We start from the raw sequence: 17,519 nt of genomic DNA on the forward strand, positions 1-17,519 counted from the left end.
TCTCAGAATCTTACTGGTTGTTCTCGCACTTCTGGTTGGCAACGGTGCAGGAGGTCTTGCAGGCAGACTGACAAGAGGTCTGGCACTCGCCGCAGCCGCCGTGGGCAGCGCTCTGCTTCAGCGTGGCGCCGTTGAGCGTTTTGATATGGGTCATGGTATCTCCCCCCTATATGTAGCATTTGGGTGAATTATAGCACAGCATCCCATGTTTTTCAATCTTATTTTTTTCTCCGCTTCTTTTTTGGCTTGGAGCCCATCAGTCCGGCCGCCGCGCCGCCGCACAATCCCCCGCACAGCAGACCCAGTCCGCCCGCCTCCAAGGACATGCTCTCAAACAGCAGGACGCCCACGGTGAGCAGCAGCAGGAAGAACACCGCTCCGACCGCCAGGCCCACGATCAGGGCCCGGGAGCCACAGCGCCGCACCGCAGTCATCGCACCGGCAAAGCCGCCGATCACGCAGCTCACCACCGCCATCTGGTACATCAGCCCCTCCTGAAGCCAGCCGCCTGAGATTCCGATCGAGCACAGGAACAGGAACATGAGGCAGACCGCCAGCGCGACGACGCCGCCCAGCAGAATATTGGTCATGGCCCGGACCAGCCGCGTCCCCTGATCCTCTTCCGTCTTGCGCATAAAACACCCTCCTCGCAACAGCTTTGTACAGCCTATGCGGGGAGGGTGCTTGTCATGCTATTTTGTTCGAAAGGAATGTTACTTCGTCTCTTCAGTGGTCTGGGCGCCCTTGGTGGAAATGGCCCACTTGGCGAACTCCATCCGTACACGGTCCGCGCCGGTCTCGATGACGATGCTCTCATCCTTTACGGCGCAGATCGTGCCGAGGATGCCGCCGATGGTGGTGATTTCATCCCCTACCTTCAGGGAGTTGCGCATCTCGTTGAGCTGTTTTTTCTTCTTGTTCTCCGGGCGAATGAGCATGAAGTAGAAGATGACCAGCATCACTACAATCATACCAATGGTTCCGAACTGCTCCAAAGTAATTCCCTCCAGTGATTTTAGCGTGTCGTTTGTGCCGGCCGGTACACGGCATTGCAGTATATTATACAGGTTGCGGTCATAATTGACAAGCCTTTTTCAAAATTTTGCGCCTTTTTGCCCCCGTTTCAAATCCGTCCATCCAGTTTCTGGGAGTACATGTGCCGAAACGCCTGGAAGCACCCCTGATCCAGCGCCTGACGGATGCGGGCGGTCAACTCGTTGTAGAACCAGAGGTTATGCAGGACGGCCAGGCGCATGGCCAGCATCTCTCCTGCCACGAACAGGTGGCGGAGATAGGCCCGGGAGAAAGAGCGGCAGGCGGGACAGCCGCAGTTGGGGTCGATGGGCCGCTCATCCAGCTTGTACTTCTCATTTTTGATGTTCATGGCCCCCTCCCAGGTGAAGAGCTTGGCGTGCCTGGCGTTGCGGGCCGGCATCACGCAGTCGAAGAAATCCACCCCTCGGGCCACGCCCTCAATGATGTTGGAGGGCGTGCCCACCCCCATCAGATAGCGGGGCTTGTCCGCCGGCATGTGGGGCTCCACCGCGTCGATGATGTCGTACATCACCTGGGTCTCCTCCCCCACCGCCAGACCGCCGATGGCGTAGCCGTCGCAGTCCAGCTTGGCGATCGCGTCCATATGCCACACGCGCAGGTCGGGGTAAGTCCCCCCCTGGTTGATGCCGAACAGCATCTGATGCGGATTGACCGCGCCGGGCTGGGCGTTGAGCCTCTCGTGCTCCTCCTTACAGCGCACCAGCCAGCGGTAAGTCCGCTCACAGGAGGGCTTGACATACTCATAGGTGGACGGGTTGGCCACACATTCGTCAAAGGCCATGGCCACATCGGAGCCCAGATGGGACTGGATGCGCATGGACTCCTCCGGCCCCATGAAGATGCGCCGCCCGTCGATGTGAGAGGCGAAGGTGACCCCCTCCTCGGTGATCTTCCGCAGGCCGGAGAGGGAGAACACCTGAAACCCACCGCTGTCGGTCAGGATCGGCCCCTTCCAGTCCATGAATCTGTGGAGCCCCCCCAGGTCCCGTACCACCTCGTCTCCCGGCCTGAGGTGGAGGTGATAGGTATTGGACAATTCGATCTGACAGCCGATCTCCGCCAGATCATGGGCGGAGACCGCCCCCTTGATGGCCCCCTGAGTCCCTACGTTCATAAACACCGGGGTCTGCGCCGTGCCATGAGCACAGGTAAAAACGCCCCGCCGGGCGCGGCCTTCGGTTTTGATGACTTCAAACATGCACGTTTACTCCTACATTTGTCTATAAAGTCTGGAAGAAGGCCCTCAGCTCTTCCCTTTTCGCTGCGGCCAGTTCCTTTTTGGGGATGCCCTCTACAGCCCCCTCCAGCGCCTGAAGCTGGTTCAGACAGGCGCCGGGGTCCACCTGGACCCGGATGCGGCGCAAAGCCTCCATGCTCCCCAGCTTACGGAGCTGTTCCGGCGTCTCCACGCCGATCTTCCGCAGATTGGCCGCAAGCACAGGGCCGATGTTGGGCAGGTCCGTCAATCGGTTCATGGATTTCTCCTCCCTCTAGTAAATGAACATCGCATCGCCAAAACTAAAGAAACGGTAGCGCTCCCGCACCGCCTCCTCATAGGCCGCCAGGATGTGCTCCCGGCCCGCCAGCGCCGAGACCAGCATGACCAGCGTGGACTCCGGCAGATGAAAATTGGTGACCAGCGCGTCCAGCACCTTGAACCGATAGCCCGGATAGATGAAAATATCGGTCCAGCCCGCGGAGGCCTTCAGGGTGCCGTCCTCACCGGCCCAGGACTCGATGGTCCGGCAGGAGGTGGTCCCCACGCAGACGACCCGCCCGCCGGTTTGCTTGGTCCGGTTGATGATGTCCGCCGTCTCCTGCGGGATCATGCAGTACTCCGCGTGCATCTCATGGTCGGTGATCTCGTCCTCCTTCACCGGCCGGAAGGTCCCCAGGCCCACGTGCAGCGTCACGTAGCACAGGCTGACTCCCATGGCCTGGATCTGATCCAGGAGCTCTCTGGTGAAGTGGAGCCCGGCCGTGGGAGCGGCGGCGGAGCCCACCTGTCTGGAATACACCGTCTGGTAGCGCTCCGGGTCGTTGAGCTCTTCCTTGATGTAGGGGGGCAGCGGCATTTTTCCCAGCCGCTCCAGGGTCTCTAGGAAGATCCCCTCATAGTCGAAGCGAATCAGCCGATTGCCTCCCTCCAGGGCCTCCAGGACCTCGGCCGTCAGCGCACCTTCCCCAAAGGAGAGCCGCGTCCCCGGCTTCACCTTCCGCCCGGGCCGGACCAGGCACTCCCACACCTGATCGCCCCGATCCACCAGCAGCAGCACCTCTGCCGCCCCGCCGGTGGGCTCCCGGCGTCCCAGCAGCCGGGCGGGCAGCACCCGGGAGTCGTTCATCACCAGGCAGTCCCCCGGCCGCAGCAGCCGGGGCAGATCGTAAAAATGTCCGTGGCCGGTCTCCCCGGTGCGCTTGTCCAGCGTCAGCAGGCGGGAACCATCCCGCCGCTCCAGCGGCGTCTGCGCGATGAGCTCCGGCGGCAAATCATAGTAAAAATCGGATGTCTTCATAAAGATCATGTCACTGCTTTCCTTACCGGACCTCAACGCCGGTAAAATAAAATTTGAGGATTTCCTCATAGGTGTGGCCCCGCCTGGCCATGGCATTCGCCCCCCACTGGCTCATCCCCACGTTGTGGCCCCAGCCGTAGGTGGTGACGGTGAAGGTGTTCCCCGACGCGGCTTCTCCCTCCATCCGGGCGATTCCGTCACGGGTGACCACATAGGGCATAGAGCCGGAGGGCACCTGGCTTACGTTTCCGCTGCCGTTTACCGCGTAGACGCCGCTCATGGAGGGCAAAACGCCATCCTTATTCACATAGTAGCTAGCCCCGCTGCCAGAGATGGTGTAGCGCTGGGACCGCAGCCCGAAAAAGGTGCGGGCCTTTTCCTTGGAAAAGGACCAGCTCTTCCCCGCCGCGTCGAACACCGTTACGGTAAGCACATTGCCGGTGGGTGTCGTCTCGGTGACCCGAAAATCCACCACGTCGGCACACATGTAATTTTTGGAGTGAAGCAGCTCCTTCAGTTCCCGTTTGGTAAACGTGACAGTGGAGGTGTATTTTTCGATTTGGCTGGCCACATCGGCCTCGTAGGGGTCCACGACTCCCTTCAGATAGGGCATGTCCACATCCGACCGCCAGACGTTGCCCACGCTCTCGGTGGCGCCGCCGTCGCAGGAAAAGTAAAAGGTCTGTGCCATGCGGCCGCCGTACCAGACGTGCTTTCCCGCCGTCTCCTCCGCCGCCCGGGCGGTGTTCGTTCCCGTCCAGGCCGTACCAAAATAGACCTGACAGTCGGTACTCCCGCAGACATCGAAGCCGTTGGAGCTGTGCTTGTTCCGATTCATGGCGGCATAGGTGCGCGCGCATACCGCCTGCGCCTTCAGCGCCTCCAGCGGCCAGGAGTTGCTCATCTCCCGGGAAATCACGCAGTTGACATAGTCCTCCATGGGCACGAAGTTGACCACCGTGAGGTTTCCTCCGGAGCGGCGCTGGTATTGGAAGTCCCCATAATAGCGGTAGCCCCGGAAGTGGGTGACGGTTTTGACACCGTCCTCCAGGCCGGGACGGACCGCCAGCGAGACGCCTGCGCCTCCGTCGAACTGGAAGAGGACCCGGCTGGTGCCGGTCCGGACCACCGAGACGCCGCTGCTGCTGGTGCCAACCGCCTCAGCTCCCGCCGCGCCCAGGGCGGCTGCCGCGGCGTTGGCCTCGCCACTGGTGAGATAGGCCCCCACCCGCACATAGTATGTCCCTTCTATCCAGGCCGGAAACCCGCCGGACACCGACACGGCCGCCTCCTGCGCCGCCTCAAAGGTGCCGTATGCCGTCGGGAGCTGGACGTGCCAGCAGCCCACCGCAATGTCGGAGGTGATGGTGTCATAATACCCGGCCCAGTCCCCCACCTTGCCGTAATAGACGTTTTGGGTCTTGACCACGGAGATGGCGCTCTCCCCCGTGCTGCCCACCGGGCAGAACCGCGTGTCCCCGTCAAAATAGCCGAAACGATAGCCCGTACCCACATCGTTGAGCAGGTTGGCGCCGGGCAGGGCGCTGCTTCCGTAAAACAGCCCCACCCGTATCACATCCTGCTCCGCCGCGTCCGCTGCTGAGACTACACCGGACAGACATATGACCGCAGCAAAAAGAATCGCCGCAAATTGTATGATTTTTTTGCCCATGTGGCCGCTCCATTTCTCTAAATCGCCGGTTTACAGTAGTAAAGAATTGTGTTAGGATATACCAAATATACAAACTCACCGACAAAATCTTCGCGGGAAATATCCAGTTTTGTCATTATACTACAGGTTCTGTCCCTCTTTCAACTGCTGTTTTCTCCGAGGGAGGGGAAACTCTGACCTGCTTCCGGTATAGAATGGTAATAACGAGACAATGGAGGTCTGCAGCATGGAAAAGTACAAGGTTGGCGTGATCGGCGGCACCGGCATGGTGGGACAGCGCTTTGTGACTTTGATGGAGAACCATCCCTGGTTCGAACTGAAGGTCATCGCGGCCAGCCCCCGCTCTGCGGGCAAAACCTATGAAGAGGCCGTGGGCGGCCGCTGGGCTATGGATACCCCCATCCCCGAGCAGGCCAAAAACTTGGTGGTGATGAACGCTGAGGCCGACGTAGCCGCCATCGCCGCCCAGGTGGATTTCGTCTTTTCCGCTGTGGACATGAAAAAAGAGGAAATCAAGGCGCTGGAGGAGCAGTATGCCCAGCAGGAGTGCCCGGTGGTCTCGAATAACAGCGCCCACCGCTGGACGCCCGACGTGCCCATGGTGATTCCGGAATTGAACCCCGAGCATATTAAAGTGGTGGAGGCACAGCGAAAGCGACTGGGGATGCGGCGCGGGTTCATCACAGTCAAGTCCAACTGCTCCATCCAGAGCTATGTGCCCGCTCTTCATCCCCTGCGCGGTTTCGGTCTGGAGAAGATCCTGGTCTGCACATACCAGGCGATCTCCGGCGCCGGTAAGACGTTCCAGACGTGGCCGGAGATGGCGGATAATCTGATCCCCTACATCGGCGGCGAAGAGGAGAAGTCTGAGCAGGAGCCCATGAAGGTCTGGGGCCATGTGGAAAACGGCGTCATCGCCAACGCCGTGAAGCCGGCCATTACGGCTCAATGCCTCCGCGTTCCCGTCTCCAACGGGCACACTGCTGCAGTTTTTGTGGATTTTGCGAAAAAGCCCCCGATGGACGAAATGAAGGCCATCTGGGCGGAATTCAAGGGCCGTCCCCAGGAGCTTCAACTCCCCATGGCCCCGAAGCAGTTCCTGCACTATTTTGAGGAGCCCGACCGCCCCCAGTCCAGGCTGGACCGGGACCTGGAGCGCGGCATGGCCGTCTCCATCGGGCGGCTCCGCCCCGATACGCAGTACGACTATAAGTTTGTCTGTTTGTCCCACAACACACTCCGCGGCGCAGCAGGCGGCGCGGTCGAGCTTGCCGAGCTGCTCTGCGCCGAGGGGTATATTACAAGGAGGTAATCCCCCATGAGAAACCCCGTATTTACCGGCGCCTGTCCTGCCATCGTCACCCCCTTCGACGCCAGCGGTGCCGTCAATTATACCGCGCTGGAAAAGCTGATCGACCATGTGATCGAGGCCGGAGTGGACGCCATCTGTGTCTGCGGCACTACCGGCGAATGTTCCACTCTCAGCCTTCGCGAGCACATCGCGGTGGTGGAGCACAGCGTCAAGTACATCAACCACCGGGTCAAAGTCATCGCTGGCGCGGGCAGCAACGATACTTCCGCCGCCGTCTACCTCTCCCAGCACGCGCAGGACTCCGGTGCCGACGCCCTGCTCCATGTCACCCCTTACTATAACAAGTGCTCCCAGGCCGGCCTTATCCGGCACTATGAGTACATCGCCGACCGGGTGGAGCTGCCCATCATCCTCTACAACGTTCCCTCCCGTACCGGCGTCTCCTTTACCGCCGAGACCTATCAGGTCCTGTCGCAGAACCCCCGAATCAACGGTGTCAAAGAGGCCTCCGGCAACTTCTCCCTGCTGGCTCACACCCGCCACCTGTGCGGCGATGATTTCTACGTCTGGTCGGGCAACGACGACCAAACCGTGCCTATGATGGCCCTGGGCGCCAAGGGTGTCATTTCTGTTGTGGCCAATGTGGCGCCCAAGCTGATGGTAGATATGACTCACCTCTGCCTGGCCGGGGATTATGCATCCGCCTCCAAGCTGCAAATCGAAAACATGGATTTCATCGACTCCCTCTTCCTGGAGGTCAATCCCATTCCCGTCAAGGCTGCCATGAATCTGATCGGCATGGAGGCCGGAGGACTGCGTCTGCCTCTGTGCGACATGTCGGAGAGCAATCTGGAAAAGATGAAGGCCGCCATGGCCCGCATCGGCCTGCTTCGCTGAACCTTGGAAAAACGCCCGGTGGGGCGGCCCGCTGCGGGCCGCCCCACCGCCATATGGACCGCAGAAAGGACTGTGAAAATTATATGCTCAAGCTTATTATTTCCGGCTGCAACGGCCACATGGGCCGCGTCGTCTCCTCCCTCTGCGAGGCCGATCCGGACCTTGCCGTTGCCGCCGGCTTCGATCTTCTGGGAACTGCCGACCGGGAATTCCCCGTATTCTCCTCCCCCGCTGAATTTTCCGGCGAGGCCGACGTGGTCGTGGACTTCTCCAGTACCGCCGCCCTCACCCCCCTGCTGGCCTTCTGCACGGCCAGGAGGCTCCCCCTCGTGCTGTGCACCACCGGCTTCAGCGAGACTCAACTGGTTGAGATTGAATCGGCGGCCACAGCCATCCCCATCTTCCGCTCCGCCAATATGTCCCTGGGCGTCAGCGTCCTCCAAGCCCTGGTCAAAAAAGCCGCCGCCGTCCTGGAGGGCTATGACATTGAGATTGTAGAGCGCCACCACAACCGCAAGGTGGACGCCCCCAGCGGTACGGCCCTCATGCTGGCCGGCGCCGCAGCCTCCGCGCGGTCTCAGCCGTCGCAATATATCTATGACCGCCACAGTGTCCGTCAGCCCAGAGGCTGCGATGAGATCGGGATCTCCTCGGTGCGGGGCGGAACCATCGTAGGAGAGCACGAGGTCATCTTTGCGGGGCGGGACGAAGTCATCGAACTGCGCCATTCCGCCCAATCCCGTGAGATTTTCGCCAGCGGCGCGCTCCGGGCGGCGCGTTTTTTGGCGGCTCCCGGCCAGCGCCCTGGACTCTACAGCATGTCGGATTTGGTTGCCTCTGTCGCAGAGTAAAAAAGAGCTCCGGCCCCGCGGGGCCGGAGCTCTTTTCAGCTCTCTTCTTCTGTTCCCCTGCTTGTGGGCAACGGATTTCCGTCTCCGTCGATGCCCTTGCTCTCCAGCCTGGCGTTGGTCCACTCCCGCACCAGGGAGTAGAGCACCGCAAAGGTTGGGACGCCCAACAGCATCCCCGGGAAACCGAACAGCCCGCCGCCGACCACGATGGCTACCAGCACCCAGATGGCGGACAGCCCCGTGCTGTCTCCCAAAATCTTGGGACCCAGGATATTGCCGTCAAACTGCTGCAGTGCAATGACCAGGATGCCGAAGCGCACTGCGGCCCACGGGTCCACGATGAGCAGAATCATAACACAGGGCACCGCCCCGATGATGGGACCAAAGAACGGGATGATGTTGGTGACGCCCACAACCACGCTGACCAGGACGGGATAGGGGATACGAAAAATCATCGTCAGGATGAAGCAGAGCACCCCGATGATCGCAGAGTCAATAAGCTTACCGTTGATAAAGCCCACGAATACCCCGTTCGCTCTGGAACAGACACTGAGGAAGCGCTCGGCGCTGGTCTTTGGCGCGATGGCGTAGGTGAGCTTTTTCAACTGCGGCACCAGCCGGCCCTTTCCTGCCAGCATATAGATGGAGGAGATGAGCGCAGTGATCGCCGTGACCACACCGCTGCCCACCGCCACGCCGAAATTCAGGATTTTTGGCATGGCGTCGGAGGCCAGACGGGTGATCTTATTCATCAGCTCCTGATAGGAGATCACCAGGTCGGTGATTCCCTCTCCCTCCAGGTGGAATCGGGCTATGAGGGACTGCACCAGAGTGTTGAGCTGCTCCAGATAGGTCTGCATGTTGACCATCAGGTCTGTGATGCTCTGCACGACCTGGGGTATGATCAGATTGAGCAGGATGGACAGAATGGCCACACCCAGCAGGTAAACTGTAACGATGGACAGTCCACGCCGATAACGGAGGTTCCGGTAAAGGGTGCGCTCAAAAAAGCACATGGGCGAATTGAGCAGATAGGCGATGGCAAACCCTGTGATAAAGGGCATAAACACCCCCATCACCATGCTGATCTTTGCCCGCACCTCGTCGAAACGGTAGAGGGCAAAAAAGAAGGTAATGCCCAGCAGCACCACAATCAGGTTGGATAAGGTCTTGGAGTCCAGAGGCCAGGGCTTCTTTTTGATGGCAATCCATCCCCTTTCCGGGTGTTCATTGGAACTGTGCCCATTGTACCATGTCTGTCGGATAAAGTCTAACGCATCTTTTTATAAATATGTTTAATCTTTTATGAAGATCATAGCGGCCCGGAGCCGACGCTCCGGGCCGTTATGATCCTATTCCGCCACCGCCCGGTGGAATACCTTTTTGCCCTTTTTCAGCATGAGGCCGTCCCCACTAAACTGCTCCACGGCAAAGACGGCGGAGGGGTCGGAGACCTTTTCCCCATTGACGGTCAGACCGCCCTGCTGGACCAAGCGGCGGGCCTCGCCCTTGGAGGCTGCCAGGCCGCACTTGACCATCAGGTCCAGCGCGCCGATCCCGCCTTCGGTAAAGTCTCCGGCGGTCAGCGTGGTCGTCGGCATGTGCGCCTTGTCCCCGCCGTCGGCAAACAGGGCACGGGCCGCGTCCTGTGCTTTCTGTGCCTCCGCCTCGCTGTGGACCAGCTTGGTCAGCTCAAAGGCCAGAATTTCCTTGGCGCGGTTGAGCTGCTCGCCCTGCCAGTGATCCATCTCGTCGATCTGCTCCAGAGGCAGGAAGGTCAGCATGCGGAGACACTTGAGCACGTCGGCGTCGCCCACATTGCGCCAGTATTGGTAGAAATCATAGGGGGTGGTCTTTTCCGGGTCCAGCCACACGGCGCCGGACTGGGTCTTTCCCATCTTCTTGCCCTCGGAGGTGAGGAGCAGGGTGATGGTCATAGCGTAGGCATCCTTGCCCAGCTTGCGCCGGATGAGCTCCGTACCGCCCAGCATGTTGGACCACTGGTCGTCGCCGCCGCACTGCATGTTACATCCCACCTTCTGGAACATGTGGTAGAAATCGTAGCTCTGCATAATCATATAGTTGAATTCCAGGAACGAAAGCCCCTTCTCCATGCGCTGCTTGTAGCACTCGGCCCGCAGCATGTTGTTGACGGAGAAACAGGCCCCCACCTCCCGGAGCAGCTCCACATAATTGAGCTTCATCAGCCAGTCGGCATTATTGAGCATCAGGGCCTTGCCCTCAGAGAAGTCAATAAACTTGCTCATCTGCTTTTTGAAGCAGTCACAGTTGTGCTGAATGGTCTCGGGTGTCATCATGGTACGCATATCGGTGCGTCCGGAGGGATCTCCGATCATACCCGTTCCGCCACCCACCAAAGCGATGGGACGATTGCCCGCCTGCTGGAGCCGTTTCATCAGGCACAGCGCCATAAAATGCCCCACATGGAGGGAATCCGCTGTGGGATCAAAGCCGATATAAAAAGTGGCCTTTCCGTTGTTGATGAGCTCCTTGATCTCTTCTTCGTCGGTCACCTGTGCAATGAGCCCACGGGCCTTTAATTCGTCGTAAATGGTCATTGTTCATACTCCTTACGTTCCTTTTTGTGGACTGTCCAGACGGCCTCCACCGCCCGGGCTGCTTGTCTGGGAGGAATTCCGCCATCCTCCCAATACGCAAAAACACCCCCTGTCCCTTCGGACAGAGGGCGTCAAAAACGCGGTACCACCTCTGGTTCGCTCCCCCCCTCGCGGACGGGGCCTCACGCCGTGCCATCACACGGCAGCGCTGTAACGGGCGCTTCCCGACTCACCCTACTGCTCTCGGTTCAGGCGGCCGCTCCGAGGGGTATTCACGGCCGGCCCCTCTCCCCCTTCCACCAAGCCGGGGGCTCTCTGGGCAGACAGCCATGCCGCTACTCTTCCTCATCCTCGCGTTGTTGTGACGGCATTCTAGCACATGCCGCCTCAATTGTCAACCAAAATTCCTCCATGCCACCCCGGGATTGGCCACCAGTACCAGCCGTTCAAACTGTTTTTCCTCCTCTGCGGAACCAAACGCCCATCTAGGCAGAAGGATATAGCTCTCCTTCCCCTCAAAGAGGAAATAAAAGTCTCTGTTCCGCCAGACCTTCGATACCCGCCAGTCCAGCAGCACGGCGACCTCGCTGTCCTGCCGGGCGATGTCCTCCCCGTTAAAGCGGAACCGGACCTCCCGGTGCAGCATCGGGTCTCGGTCGAAGATGCGGCCGGGCTTGAGCAGATACTGATACAGGCTGTAGACCGCCAGCATCACCGCCAGCACGAAGAGCATTGTGCACAGGACACTCACCCGTTCCATCACCCGTGCCATCACCACCGCGAGAGCCAGCGCCACGGCGATGGTCAGAAGCTGTATCCAGCTCACCAGATGGCGTTTGCGCAGACAAAACCGCAGCGCCCGGACATACTCGCTCCGGGAGAGCCGGAAGGCAACCTCGATTTCCATTATACCCCTCTTTTGTACGCCTGGGCCGCCGCCAGCAGCTCTCCGGCCCCGGCCAGCATGGCGGGCGTGATGCGGGCCCCGCCTGTGAGGCGCGCCAATTCCTCCCGCCGCCGCTCCGGCGTGAGCCGCTCCACCGCCGTATAGGTCCTGCCGTCCCGCTCTCCCTTCTCCACGGAGAAGTGGGTGTCCGCCATGGCGGCAATCTGAGGCAGATGCGTGACGCACAGTACCTGTTTGGTCCGGGCCACGTCGGCCATCTTCTCAGCCACCTTCTGCGCGGCCCGACCGCTGACTCCGGTGTCTACCTCGTCAAAGACCAGCGTAGTTACATCATCGTTTTCCGCCAATACATTTTTCAGCGCCAGCATGATGCGGGCCAGCTCGCCGCCGGAGGCGATCTTCTGGATGGGCTTAAGCGCCTCCCCCACGTTGGCCGACATCAAGAATTGCACCTCGTCCATTCCGGTGGCGTCCATGCCGTGCTCCCCGGCCTTGGGCGCAAAATCCACTTTAAACTGGACCTTTGGCATATCCAACTGCCGCAGCTCTCTCTGGATGCGCTCCTCCAGAGCCCGGGCCGCCTCCTGCCTGGACGTGGAAAGCAGTTTCCCTTTCTCCCTCGCTGTTTTCAGAGAACTGGACAGCTTTTTCTCCAGGCGAGCCAGGGTATCGCTGGAAAACCGCATCTCATCCAGCTCCCTGCGGCAATGCTCCAGGTAAGAGAGCATGTCGGACACCGTATCTCCGTATTTCTTCCGCAGCCGGTAGATTACGTCCAGGCGGCCTTCCACCTGGTCCAGCTCGCCGGGCGCGACATCAAAGCGGTCCCGCAGGTCCCGGACCAGCTCGGCCAGATCGTCGGCGGCATAGCGCAGCTCAGCCGCCTTTCCCCGCAGATCCGCCACCTCCTCGCTGATGGTCGACGCAGAGGCCAGCGATTGCTCCGCTTCCATGATGAGGGCCACGGCTCCCTCCCGTTCATCGTCGCCGGTCAGAGCCTGGCAGGCCCCCTCCACCGCTTCGATGAGCCTGCCCGCGTTGCGCAGTACATTCCGCCTGGCATTCAGGGTCTCATCCTCGCCCTCCTTCAAATCGGCCCGCTCCAACTCGCCGATCTGGTATTGGAGGCTGTCAATCCGGCGGGATTTCTCCGCCTCATCCATCTGAAGGGCCGTCATCTCCCGCTGGATAGCGTTCACAGCGTCGTAGGCCGCCCGAAACGCCGCCTGAGCCGGCTCCAGTCCCCCAAAGCGGTCCAGATAGTCCAGATGACAGGCCGGGTCCAAAAGCTGCTGTCCATCGTGCTGACCATGGATGTTCAAAAGCTGTCGGCCCAGCTCCCGGAGCTGGGAGACCGTCAGCGGGCGCCCGTTCAGGCGGCAAAGGTTCTTCCCGTCCGCCTGGATCTCCCGCTGGAGGAGCAGGACGCCCTCCGCGTCCGGCCCGGCTCCGTTTTCCCGAAACCAAGCCAGGTCAGGCAGGCCGGTAAACTCCGCGCTGACAAAAGCCGACCTAGCTCCGGTGCGGATCAGATCCCGGGAGGTCCGCTCGCCGATGATGGCGCCAATGGCATCCACCACGATTGACTTGCCGGCGCCCGTCTCACCCGTCAGGGCGTTGAAACCAGAGCCGAACGGAATGTCTGCCGACTCGATCACCGCAATATTCTCAATGTGGAGCAGGGAAAGCACGCCGCCACCCCCCTTTTCACGGACTTCAATTCAGCATGGTGTGGATCTCTTCGCAGAAGGACGCCGCTTTTTCGTTGTCCCGCATGATCAGCAAGGCGGTATCGTCTCCCGCCAGGCTGCCCACCAGACCGCTGATCTCCATGCCGTCAATGGCCGCGCAGGCCGCGGAGGCCAAGCCGGGCATCGTCTTGAGAACCACGATATTCTGCGCGCGGTCAAAGGAGGTGACTCCCTCCTTGAAAATGGTCCGCAGCCGTCCGGCAAAATTCAGCGAGGTCTTGCGGCCGGACACCACATACTTGTAGGTGCCGTAGCTGGTGAGCTCCTTGATCAGATGCAGTTCCTTGATGTCCCGGGAAATGGTGGCCTGGGTCGAGCTTACCCCTCTTGCCTTGAGTTCCGCGAGAAGCTGGTCCTGCGTCTCCACGTCCACTTCCTCTATGATGCGCAAAATCTCCGCCTGCCGTTTGGATTTCACGCGCCTCAGCCCCTTCCCAATTTCTGATTGATGATTTCGTAAAAGCTCCTCTGCGTCAGCCGCACTACCTGTGTGACACATTTGGAGCGCCGGACCTCCACCACATCACTGCTGCACAGCTTAAACGCCCTACCGCCGTCCACCGACAGATGGGCGCTTTTGCGGGACAGCCGGCCGATTTTCACGCGCACCACCCGGCTCCGGTCCAGCACCAGGGATTTGGCGTGGAGGGCGTGGGCGCAGATGGGCGTGACGATGATATTTTCCGCCGTGGGCTCCACGATGGGACCGCCCGCCGACATGGAATACGCCGTAGAGCCGGTAGGCGTGGACAAAATCACACCGTCGCCGGAAAAATCGTAGATGGGCACGCCGTCGCCCGAAACGTCCAGATCGATCACCCGGGCCACCGCTCCCTTCGTGATGACCGCGTCGTTGAGCGCCAGGTCCCGGCAGACGATATCCTTTCCCCGGCGGATCACCACGTCCAGCATCATACGGGGCTCCAGCGTATACTTTTTCTCCGCGACACGGCTCAGCAGATCAAGCTCGCTGTGCTCCAGCTCCGCCATGAACCCCACGCTGCCCATGTTCACGCCCAGCACGGGGACCTTATGGGCGATGGCGTCCCGGGCCGCGTGGAGGATCGTGCCGTCCCCCCCAAAACAAATCAGCATATCGGCGTTCTTCAGCTCCGCCTGCATCGCCCGGAATTCCTGCTGGCTGGGCAGCTCCACCCGGCTGCCGCTGTCCAGTGAAAAGGGCAGGCACATACTGGTCTCGATTCCACCCTGCTCCAGGATGGCGCTGGCGCGGAGCGCCGCCTTCAGCCCCCGGTCCCGGTACGGGTTGGGGCTCAATACCACCTTCAAGCGTGCTTCCCCCCCTCGAGCGTGCTGTGGGACTCTGCCACCAGGGCCGCCAGGTCGCCGCAGCAGGCTTCTCCTGCCCCCGTGGACAGGTAGCCCAGGTATTCGATGTTGCCCTCCGGTCCTCGGATTGGTGAAAAGGTCAATCCCTTTACAGAAAAGTCTGCCTCTGCCGCGTGGAGCAAAAACCGCTCCAGCACCTCGAGATGGACGCCCGGCTCCCGCACCACGCCCTTTTTTCCCACCTTTTCACGGCCTGCCTCAAACTGCGGCTTTACCAGACACACCACATGTCCCCCCGGCTTGAGCAATCCCCGGAGAGCGGGTAAAATCAGCCGCAGCGAAATAAAGGACACGTCCACACTGGCGAAGTCCAACGCATCCGGCACCTGCTCATGGGTCAGATAGCGGGCGTTGGTCCGTTCCAGGCAGACCACCCGCGGATCGCTGCGGAGCTTCCAGGCCAACTGCCCATAGCCCACGTCCACGGCGTAAACCTTCTCCGCCCCGTTTTGGAGCATGCAGTCGGTAAACCCTCCGGTTGAAGCGCCGATGTCGCCGCACACCGCCCCCTGAAGCCGGATGGGAAACGTCTTCATCGCCTTTTCCAGCTTGAGCCCTCCGCGGCTCACATAGGTCAGCTCCTGTCCCCGGATCCGGAGCTCCGCCGACTCGTCCACCGCCATGCCCGCCTTATCCATCCGCTGGTCGCCCATAAAAACCAGGCCGGACATGATGAGCGCCTGGGCCCGCTGGCGGCTCTCCACCATACCCCGTTCACACAGCAACACGTCCAGACGTTTTTTACCCACGCCGCAAGACCTCCAATGCCCTCTCATACAGCGAGCTGACATCCAGCCCACAGAGCTTTTTCTGTTCCGCCACCGTCCCCTGCGGGATAAAATGCGCTCCGGTGTTACACAGTGCCATGGCTCGGGGCGCCAGGCCCGCCATGGCCAACCCGGCGGCAATTCGCTCTCCCACACAGCCCATGGCGGCGCACTCCTCAGCGACCAAAAGGCGGCCCGTACGGGTGACCGAGGCCAGCACCGGCTTCCAATCCAACGGGTGGATCTGGTTGAGCTTAATGACCTCCGGGGAGTATCCATCCTGCCTCAGCCGCTCCGCCGCCGCCAGAACCTCGCCGGTCAGCGTCCCATATGTGACAAGTGTAATTCCTTGTCCGGCCTCCAATATCACTGTCTTTTCGCCCCAGTGGTCCGAATGATAGGCGGACTCGCCTCCCCGGGGGTAGCGCAGGGCCACCGGCCCCTTCTCTTCCCGGACCGCATGGAACAGCATAGAGCGCAACTCGGCAAAGCTGGCGGGGGCCAGCACCGTCATCCCGGGTACCGTGGCCAAATAGGCCACGTCAAACAGGCCGTGGTGGGTCTCACCGTCCTCTCCCACCAGGCCAGCGCGGTCAACGCCAAACACTACATGCAGGCCCTGAATGCCCACATCGTGGAGCAGCATGTCATACCCTCTCTGCAGGAAGGAAGAATAGACCGCCAGCACCGGCACCGCCCCCTCCTTGGCCATCCCGGCGGCCATTGCGACAGCATGCCCCTCTGCAATCCCTACATCAAAATACCGGTCCGGATGGCAGCGTGAAAATTCCTTCAGCCCGGTTCCGTCCCGCATGGCGGCTGTGATGGCGCACAGGCGGCTTTCTTGCTCTGCCAGAGCGCACATAGCGGCTCCGAAGGCACCTGAGAAGCTGGGCTTGGAGGGCTGAAGGGCCTCTCCGGTCTGGATGCAGAACCTGGATACCCCATGAAACGCATCGGGATTCTTTTCAGCAGGTGGATAGTCTTTCCCCTTTACCGTTCTGACGTGGAGCAGGACCGGCGTTTCCAAATCCCGCGCGTAGCTCAAAAGGCGGGTCAGGCCGCGCACATCGTGTCCGTCCACCGGCCCTAGATAGGTAAAGCCCATGTCCTCAAACATGCTGCAGGGCAGCAGAGTCTCCTTAATCGCCTTTTTGATCTGATGCGTCACATTATAAATATGCTTGCCCCCCGGCAGGATTGCCATGGCCCGCCGGTAGCCCTTCTTGAACCGCAGGTACTGCGGCTTCAGCCGCTGATGGGCCAGATGCTCCGCCACGCCGCCCACATTTTTCGTGATGGACATTCCGTTGTCGTTGAGAATGACCAGAATGGGCTCGCCGCTCTCGCCGGCATTGGACAGCCCCTCATAGGCCAGGCCGCCGGTCAGCGCGCCGTCGCCGAGCAGGGCAGCCACATGGTAATTCTCCCCTTTCAGCGTTCTCGCCCGGGCCATACCCAGGGCTACAGACACCGAATTGGAGGCATGCCCGGCGATAAAGGCATCGTGGACGCTTTCCTGCGGCTTCGGATAGCCGGACAGCCCTCCAAAAGTCCGCAGGGTATCCATCAGCCCGTCCCGGCCGGTCAAGATTTTATGGCAGTAGCACTGATGTCCCACGTCGAACACCAGCCGGTCCCGGCCAGTGTCAAAGACCCGGTGAAAGGCCACCGTCAGTTCCACCGCCCCCAAATTGGAGGCCAAATGCCCTCCGGTGCGGGATACCACATCCAGCAGCCGGGCCCTCAGGCGGGCGCAGAGGGCTTCCGCTTCCGCATCGCTGATGTGATGCAGGTCAGGAATCTCATCGAATTCTATCAAGGCGCACCTCCCGGCGCGGCGGGATACTCCCCATAGCCG

General features: G+C 60.8%; 18 protein-coding genes. 3 read left to right on the forward strand and 15 right to left on the reverse strand.

Features of this window, described 5'->3' with window-relative positions; all coding sequences use genetic code 11:
• Window positions 1–10: 10 nt before the first annotated feature.
• The 7 genes from scfA to B3H64_RS07240 all read right to left on the reverse strand — a co-directional run bounded on the left by scfA (window position 11) and on the right by B3H64_RS07240 (window position 5,139).
• Window positions 11–154: a six-cysteine ranthipeptide SCIFF gene (gene scfA, locus B3H64_RS07210; protein ID WP_094762430.1), complete on the reverse strand. Its 144-nt coding sequence runs from the start codon at window positions 152–154 to the stop codon at window positions 11–13.
• 64 nt (window positions 155–218) lie between these two features.
• A complete protein-coding gene (locus tag B3H64_RS07215) occupies window positions 219–635 on the reverse strand; it encodes a TIGR04086 family membrane protein (RefSeq protein WP_238074444.1) in 417 nt (138 codons plus the stop codon).
• A gap of 78 nt (window positions 636–713) precedes the next feature.
• Window positions 714–995, reverse strand: coding sequence for a preprotein translocase subunit YajC (gene yajC, locus B3H64_RS07220; RefSeq protein WP_050618412.1), 282 nt, complete (start codon window positions 993–995; stop codon window positions 714–716).
• 128 nt (window positions 996–1,123) lie between these two features.
• Entirely contained in the window at window positions 1,124–2,254 is a 1,131-nt protein-coding gene (gene tgt, locus B3H64_RS07225; RefSeq protein ID WP_050618413.1) for a tRNA guanosine(34) transglycosylase Tgt, read from the reverse strand.
• Between the two features lie 22 nt (window positions 2,255–2,276).
• The gene (locus tag B3H64_RS07230) at window positions 2,277–2,531 is read right to left on the reverse strand and encodes a TfoX/Sxy family protein (RefSeq protein WP_286734101.1); all 255 of its coding nucleotides are present in this window, start codon (window positions 2,529–2,531) and stop codon (window positions 2,277–2,279) included.
• A 15-nt stretch (window positions 2,532–2,546) separates the two neighbouring features.
• Window positions 2,547–3,572, reverse strand: a complete 1,026-nt coding sequence (gene queA, locus B3H64_RS07235) for a tRNA preQ1(34) S-adenosylmethionine ribosyltransferase-isomerase QueA (RefSeq protein ID WP_286734279.1) — start codon at window positions 3,570–3,572, stop codon at window positions 2,547–2,549.
• 22 nt (window positions 3,573–3,594) lie between these two features.
• Window positions 3,595–5,139 carry a SpoIID/LytB domain-containing protein gene (locus B3H64_RS07240; protein WP_286734102.1) on the reverse strand — a complete coding sequence of 515 codons (1,545 nt, stop codon included), beginning with the start codon at window positions 5,137–5,139 and terminating at the stop codon, window positions 3,595–3,597.
• Window positions 5,140–5,470: 331 nt separating this feature from the next.
• Here B3H64_RS07240 and asd point away from each other — a divergent pair, with 331 nt between their 5' ends.
• The 3 genes from asd to dapB all read left to right on the forward strand — a co-directional run bounded on the left by asd (window position 5,471) and on the right by dapB (window position 8,304).
• Window positions 5,471–6,556: an aspartate-semialdehyde dehydrogenase gene (gene asd, locus B3H64_RS07245; protein WP_286734105.1), complete on the forward strand. Its 1,086-nt coding sequence runs from the start codon at window positions 5,471–5,473 to the stop codon at window positions 6,554–6,556.
• A 6-nt stretch (window positions 6,557–6,562) separates the two neighbouring features.
• A complete protein-coding gene (gene dapA / locus B3H64_RS07250; RefSeq protein WP_050618418.1) occupies window positions 6,563–7,453 on the forward strand; it encodes a 4-hydroxy-tetrahydrodipicolinate synthase in 891 nt (296 codons plus the stop codon).
• Window positions 7,454–7,536: 83 nt separating this feature from the next.
• On the forward strand, window positions 7,537–8,304 hold the full coding sequence (gene dapB, locus B3H64_RS07255; protein WP_050619588.1) for a 4-hydroxy-tetrahydrodipicolinate reductase: 768 nt from the start codon (window positions 7,537–7,539) through the stop codon (window positions 8,302–8,304).
• A gap of 35 nt (window positions 8,305–8,339) precedes the next feature.
• On the opposite strand, the gene B3H64_RS07260 is transcribed toward dapB, so the two are convergent.
• The 8 genes from B3H64_RS07260 to dxs all read right to left on the reverse strand — a co-directional run bounded on the left by B3H64_RS07260 (window position 8,340) and on the right by dxs (window position 17,480).
• Complete coding sequence (locus B3H64_RS07260; RefSeq protein WP_286734108.1) at window positions 8,340–9,452, reverse strand: AI-2E family transporter; 1,113 nt, start codon at window positions 9,450–9,452, stop codon at window positions 8,340–8,342.
• A 204-nt stretch (window positions 9,453–9,656) separates the two neighbouring features.
• Window positions 9,657–10,883, reverse strand: coding sequence for a tyrosine--tRNA ligase (gene tyrS / locus B3H64_RS07265; RefSeq protein ID WP_286734110.1), 1,227 nt, complete (start codon window positions 10,881–10,883; stop codon window positions 9,657–9,659).
• A 394-nt stretch (window positions 10,884–11,277) separates the two neighbouring features.
• Window positions 11,278–11,790, reverse strand: coding sequence for a YcxB family protein (locus tag B3H64_RS07270; protein WP_286734113.1), 513 nt, complete (start codon window positions 11,788–11,790; stop codon window positions 11,278–11,280).
• Window positions 11,790–13,481, reverse strand: a complete 1,692-nt coding sequence (gene recN, locus B3H64_RS07275; protein ID WP_286734115.1) for a DNA repair protein RecN — start codon at window positions 13,479–13,481, stop codon at window positions 11,790–11,792. The genes B3H64_RS07270 and recN overlap by 1 nt, the downstream gene beginning before the upstream one ends.
• A 25-nt stretch (window positions 13,482–13,506) precedes the next feature.
• Window positions 13,507–13,959 carry an arginine repressor gene (locus B3H64_RS07280; protein WP_050618423.1) on the reverse strand — a complete coding sequence of 151 codons (453 nt, stop codon included), beginning with the start codon at window positions 13,957–13,959 and terminating at the stop codon, window positions 13,507–13,509.
• 5 nt (window positions 13,960–13,964) lie between these two features.
• Entirely contained in the window at window positions 13,965–14,825 is an 861-nt protein-coding gene (locus tag B3H64_RS07285; protein WP_242853778.1) for an NAD(+)/NADH kinase, read from the reverse strand.
• Between the two features lie 2 nt (window positions 14,826–14,827).
• Window positions 14,828–15,667, reverse strand: coding sequence for a TlyA family RNA methyltransferase (locus B3H64_RS07290; RefSeq protein ID WP_050618425.1), 840 nt, complete (start codon window positions 15,665–15,667; stop codon window positions 14,828–14,830).
• The gene (dxs, locus tag B3H64_RS07295) at window positions 15,633–17,480 is read right to left on the reverse strand and encodes a 1-deoxy-D-xylulose-5-phosphate synthase (RefSeq protein WP_050618426.1); all 1,848 of its coding nucleotides are present in this window, start codon (window positions 17,478–17,480) and stop codon (window positions 15,633–15,635) included. Before dxs ends, B3H64_RS07290 begins: the two co-directional genes overlap by 35 nt.
• Window positions 17,481–17,519 lie beyond the last annotated feature (39 nt).

Origin of the sequence: Intestinimonas sp. UBA1698 (assembly GCF_002320075.1) — a bacterium.
Lineage (GTDB): Bacteria > Bacillota > Clostridia > Oscillospirales > Oscillospiraceae > Intestinimonas > Intestinimonas massiliensis.